This window comes from Nonomuraea sp. NPDC001684 (assembly GCF_053596515.1).
The window spans coordinates 1-6,029 of the sequence record NZ_JBSFGJ010000525.1 but is presented as its reverse complement, the minus strand read 5'-3'; the positions used below and the strand labels follow the sequence as shown (position 1 = coordinate 6,029).

The 6,029-nt window shown below is 73.2% G+C and carries 2 protein-coding genes; one reads left to right on the top strand and one right to left on the bottom strand.

All coding sequences use genetic code 11. The features are described from left to right. Positions 1-159 precede the first annotated feature (159 nt). Positions 160-1,314 carry an SLC13 family permease gene (locus tag ACWCSD_RS46035; protein WP_449924997.1) on the bottom strand — a complete coding sequence of 385 codons (1,155 nt, stop codon included), beginning with the start codon at positions 1,312-1,314 and terminating at the stop codon, positions 160-162. Positions 1,315-1,389: 75 nt separating this feature from the next. Here ACWCSD_RS46035 and ACWCSD_RS46030 point away from each other — a divergent pair. Then, positions 1,390-6,029, top strand: a 4,640-nt coding sequence (locus tag ACWCSD_RS46030; RefSeq protein ID WP_449924994.1) for a TIR domain-containing protein, incomplete at its 3' end; no start/stop codon positions are given.

The following is a 6,029-nucleotide window of genomic DNA, read 5'->3' as shown; positions in this document are numbered from 1 at the left end:
AGCGCCTCCTCGCAGGTCTCCACGCTGACGCCGTACGCCGCGATCTTCTGCTCGGCGACCAGCGTGTCCAGGGCGGCCGAGGACCGCAGCTTCGTGGCCGCCCACCCGCGCGCGCTGCCCGGGCTGATGTCGCTGCTGCCCGGCTGACGCCCCCGGCGCTCAGCCGAACGTGACCAGGGCCCAGACCGTGGCCAGCAGCCCGGTGACGGCAAGGCCGGCGCCGGTGAGCAGGAAGCGGCGCAGCGGCACCGCGACGCCGTGGCGGCGGCACGACTCGAACCACAGGAGCGTGGCCAGCGAGGCCCACGGGGTGATCACCGTGCCCACGTTCGTGCCCACGAGCAGGGCCAGCAGGCGGTCCTGGTCGGCGGCCGGGATCACCGCCTCGACGGCCTTGTAGGCGGGCAGGTTGTTGATCGCGTTCGACAGGCCCGCGCCCACCGCGGCCGTCCGGTACGGGTCGCCCTCCGTGCCGATCATCCACGTCATCAGCGCGTCGAGCCCGTGGGCGCTGAGCGTGGGCACCACCAGGAACAGCCCGGTCACGAAGATGACGAGCTGCCAGGGCAGCAGGCTCCAGGTCAGCTTGGCCCGGTCGCGCACCAGGAAGGCGGCCACCACCAGCACCGCCGCGGCGGTGGCGGCGACGGCGACGTGCGCCTTGAGCAGCAGCAGGGCGATGAACAGCAGACAGCCGACCGAGGCCGCGCCGAACAGCACGCGGTCGGCCACCGGTTCCAGCACCGGCGGCGTGTAGCGCAGGTCGCGGCGCTCGCCCCGGCGCCAGAAGAACACCCACAGGAACACCATCGTCACCGCGATCGAGGCGATCTGCGGGGCCCACATGCGGGCGGCGAAGCCCTGGGCGTCGAGGCCGAGCTTGTCCACGCTGAGCAGGTTGGTCAGGTTGGAGACGGGCAGCAGCAGGCTCGCGGTGTTGGCCAGCCAGATGGTGGTCATCGCCAGCGGCAGGGCGGCGATGCGGGCCCGGGGCGCCAGGGCGAGCATGACGGGGGTGAGCAGGACGGCGGTGGTGTCAAGGTTCAGAAAAATCGTGACAAATGACGCGAAAGCCGTACAAAGAAAGAAAAGTGCGGTGTAGTTACCGCGGCCGAGCACCGCCATCCTGGCCGCGATGGCGTCGAAGACCTGCGCTTCCTTGGTCAGCTCGGCCAGCACGATGATGGCGACCAGGAAGATCAGCAGCGGCCCGATCGCCTCCAGGCTCTCGACGGCGTCGCGCCACGGCAGCAGACCGGTCGCCACGAAGACCAGACCGAGAGCAAGCAGCCCGATCCGGATCAGATCGAGCACAGCCAGACGCCGCCACACTCGACGATGATCGCACACTGACTCCAAATCACCGATTCCTCGGTGGATACTGAGCAGATGGCACGTGACGGCAGGCCGACCGAGATCTTCGTCAGCTACTCCCCGGCCGACACCGCCTGGGCGACCTGGATCGCCTGGGAGCTGGAGGCGGCCGGCTACCGGACCATGATCCAAGCCTGGGACTTCGTGCCCGGCACCAACTTCATCGACTTCATGGACCGCGGGGTCAGCGAGGCGCAGCTCGTCGTGGCCGTGCTCTCGCGCAACTACCTCACCTCGCGCTACGGGCGCATGGAGTGGCAGGCGGCCATGCGCGCCGACCCCGACAACCCCTCCAACAAGCTCGTCACGATCCGGCTGGAGGACGTGCAGCTGGAGGGCCTGCTGTCCACGATCACCTGGGTCGATCTGCTCGGCGTCACCGACTCCGGGCAGGCCAGGGCGCTGCTGCTGGGCCGGGTCGGCGAGGCGCTGGCCGGGCGGGCCAAGCCGGCGGCGGCCCCCGCCTTCCCCTCCGGCCGGGTCGTGCCGCCTCCGGCCGTCCCGACGCTGCCCCCGACGACCGACCTGGCCAGGGCCCGCCGCACCCCGGTGACGGCCCCCAAGTTCCCGCCCTCGGGCGGCGACGACCGCGGGCGGGAGTCGGTCAACGTCCTGCACATCGGCGGGCCGAGGTTCGGGCGGGCGCTGCCCGATCCCGGCGAGCCGTTCACGCCGGAGGACATGCAGGCCCGCATCTGGGCCGACCTGACGGCCATGTACGACCGGGGCATGCCGCGTCCCGACCTCATGGTGGTCAGCGGCGACCTGACCGAGTCCGGCAGCCTCGGGCAGTTCGCGCAGGCCACGCAGTTCGTCACGGATCTGCGGCTGCTGATCGGGCTGGAGCCCCACCGGCTGGTGCTGCTGCCCGGCCCGCGCGACGTCACCAAGGCCGCGGCCAGCGCGTACTTCATGACCTGCGAGGCCGACGACGTGAGCCCGCAGCCCCCCTACTGGCCCAAGTGGCGGCATTTCGCCGGGCTGTTCCGCGAGGTGTACCAGGGGCTCGACGACCGGGTGTTCGACGGGGGCCAGCCCTGGACGTTGTTCGAGGTGCCCGACCTGAGGGTGGTCGTGGCCGGGCTCAACTCGACGATGGCGATGAGCCATCTGGAGCGTGACGCGTACGCGCTGCTGGGCGAGGCGCAGGCCGCGTGGTTCGCCGAGCGGCTGCGCCCCTACGAGGAGAGCGCCTGGCTGCGGCTGGGCGCGATCGGCCATCCGCCCGCCGCGTTGCGCGACGCGCCCACGTTCGACCGGCTGCTCACCCACCGGCTCAACCTGCTCTTCCACGGGTCCGGCGCGGGCGTCCCGGCCGCCGAGCCGCGGCCGGGCTTCGCCGCGGTCGCGGCCCCGCGCTCCGGCCGCCACCAGGTGATCGAGATCTCCCCCGACGGCATGCGCACCTGGACGCCCGACACCGGCAAGCCCGCGCGCGCCCGGCACGGCTGGCGGGCGGTGCGGGCCACGTTCACCGGCGAGACCCCCGGCACCCCGCCGCCCGCCCCCCAGCCCGAGGAGCGCGAGCCGAGCCCCGTCGAGCTGCTGCTCGACCGCATCACCGAGGTCTGCGAGGCCCGGCACGAGCGGGCCAAGATCCGGCGCTTCCCCGACCACCTGGTGGTCACCCATCCCGAGGACGGGTTCGTCCGGCAGCTCATGATCGGCGCGCACGTCGGCGAGCTGACCGAGGCCGCCGCGACCGGGTTCGCCCGCCGCGCCCACGCCGCCGACCTGGCCGCCGAGCTGATCTACCAGGGTCCGCCGGCCTCCCGCGCGCTCCGCGACGACCTCATGCGCAAGGGCGTGCGGGTGCGCAGCTTCCTGGAGTTCCAGGGCCTGCTCGACCTGTCGGGATATGTCGCCGAGCAGACCGCCCGGCTCACCGGCGACCGCCGCTACCCGCCCGGCCTCTACGTCCCCCAGCGCTACCGCGAGCTCGACCGGCCGGGCAGCCAGATCAGGCAGGGGCTCACCGACGAGCTGATGCGGCTGCTGGCCGCCGACCACGGCCGGTTCCTGCTGCTGCTCGGCGACTTCGGCCACGGCAAGACGTTCGCGCTGCGCGAGCTGGCCAGGCGCATCCCGGCCGAGCTGCCGCACCTGACGCCGATCTTCATCGAGCTGCGCGCCCTGGACAAGGCCCACTCGGTCGACGCCCTGGTCGCCGCGCACCTGGCCGGGCACGGCGAGGAGTTCATCGACCTCAAGGCGTTCCGCTACCTGCTCCGGCAGGGGCGCATCGTGCTGCTGTTCGACGGGTTCGACGAGCTGGTCACCCGGCTGACCTACGACCGGGCGGCCGATCACCTGGCCACCCTGCTGGCCGCGGCCGAGGACAAGGCCAAGATCGTGGTGGCCAGCCGTACGCAGCACTTCAAGTCGCACAGCCAGGTGCTGACCTCGCTCGGCGAGATGGTGGGTGTGCTGCCGCAGCGGCGGGTGCTCAGCGTGGAGGACTTCACGCACGACCAGATCCGCTCCTACCTGGCCAACCGGTTCGACGACGGCGACGAGGCCGGCGCCCGCATGTCGCTCATGGGCGAGATCAAAGACCTGCTGGCGCTGGCCCAGAACCCGCGCATGCTCAGCTTCATCGCCGACCTCGACGCCGACCGCCTGCGCACGGTCGCCGGCGCCCAGCACACCCTCAGCCCGGCCCTGCTGTACGAGGAGATCCTCAGCACCTGGCTGGCCTTCGAGGAGCGGCGGGCCCGCGTGCCCGGCTCGCCCGGCGCGTTGTCGATCGGCGAGCTGTGGCGGGTGGTGACCGCACTGGCGCTGCGCCTGTGGGACAGCGGCGAGACGCTGCTCGGCGTCGACGAGCTGACCGAGATCGGCGAGACGCTGAGCGACCTGGCCTCGGGCCAGCTCTCGCCCGCGCACGCCGCGCACGCGATGGGCTCGGGCAGCCTGCTCGTGCGCACCGAGGAGGGCATGTTCGGGTTCATCCACGCCTCGGTGATGGAATGGCTCATCGCCCGCCACATCGCCGCGAACCTCGACAATCCCCTCCCGCTGACCCGCAGGCCGCTGTCGGCGCTGACCGTCGAGTTCCTGTGCGACCTGGCCGACGTGCGGGCGTTGCGCGCCTGGGTGGCCGACCCGCCCGCCGACGACGTGGCCAGGGCGAACGCGGTCAAGATCGCGGCCAGGCTGCGCACCCCGGCCAAGGCGGACCTGCGCGGCGCGAACCTCAAGGGCGAAGACCTGTCGGCGCGCGACCTGCAGGAGGTCGACCTGACCGGCGCCGACCTGTCGGAGGCCACCCTCGCCGGCACGAACCTGTCCAGGGCCGTCCTGCGCGACGCGAGCCTGGCCGGCGCCCGGCTCGACGGCGCCCGGCTGACCGGCGCCGACCTGACCGGGGCCGACCTGTCGGGCGCGCGGCTGGCGCAGGTCGACCTGAGCGACGTCACGGTCGAGGGCGCCCGCTGGCACCGGGCGTCCCTGATCAACGTCACCGGCACGCTGCCGCACCTGCCGGGCGCGGCGGTGGTGCCGGGCCAGCCGGTGGAGGTGGAGTTCGCGCCGGCCGGCATCGGCGTCCCGTACGGCTACCACTTCCAGACCTCCCGCCTGCCCGAGCCCATCGCCTACAGCCCCGACGGCTCGACCATCGCCATCGGCAACGAGGACGGCGGCGTGCTGCTGTGCGCGGGCGGCTCCCCGGTCCGCACCCTCCAGGGCCACCGCGGCCGCGTCTACGCCGTCACCTTCGCCGGCGACCTGCTGGCCACCGGCGCGAGCGACGGCACGGTCCAGCTCTGGGACACCCTCACCGGCCGGCGCCTGCACACCCTGACCGGCCATCCCGACGGCGTGTGGCCGGTACGCCTCAGCGCCTCGGGCGAGCTGGTGGCGGCCGGCGGCGGCGACGGCGTGGTCCGGGTGTGGGAGACCGCGACCGGCCGGCTGGTCCACGAGCTCCCGGGCCACCGCGCGCCGGTCTACACCGCCTCCTTCGGCCGCTCCCAGCTCGTGACCGGCGACTCCGCGGGCGTCGTCCGGGTCTGGGACCTGAGCGCCGGGCAGACGGCCGTGACCCTCGACGGCCACCGCGGCAGCGTCTACCGGGCCGTGCACAGCCCCGACGGCACCCTGCTGGCCACCGGCGACGAGGCGGGCACGATCCGGCTCTGGGACACCGCCACCTGGTCCCCCCGGCACGAGCTGACCGGCCACACCGGCAGCGTCTACTGCCTGACGTTCTCCCCCGACGGCTCGATGCTGGCCAGCGGCGACACGTCCGGCAGCGTGCGCCTGTGGGAGGCGTCGGGCGAGCCGCTCGGCGTGCACACCACCCACACGGCGGCCGTCTACCAGGTGACCTTCAGCCCCGACGGCCGCACGCTGGCCAGCGGCGACTCCGGCGGCACGGTCCGGCTGCAGCCCGTGGGCGGCGGCAAGCGCGTCGAGCTGACCGGGCATCGCAGCTCGGTCTGGCCGTTCGCGTTCCGTCCCGACGGCCAGCAGCTGGCCACCAGCAGCAACGACGGCACCGTGCGCCTGTGGGACCCGATCTCCGGGCAGTGCCAGCGGGTGCTGCGCGGCCACGGCCGGCGGATCTCGTCGGTGCGCTTCAGCGCCGACGGCTCGATGCTGGCCACCAGCGGCAACGACGGCGTCGTCCGGGTGTGGGAGCCGCGCACCGG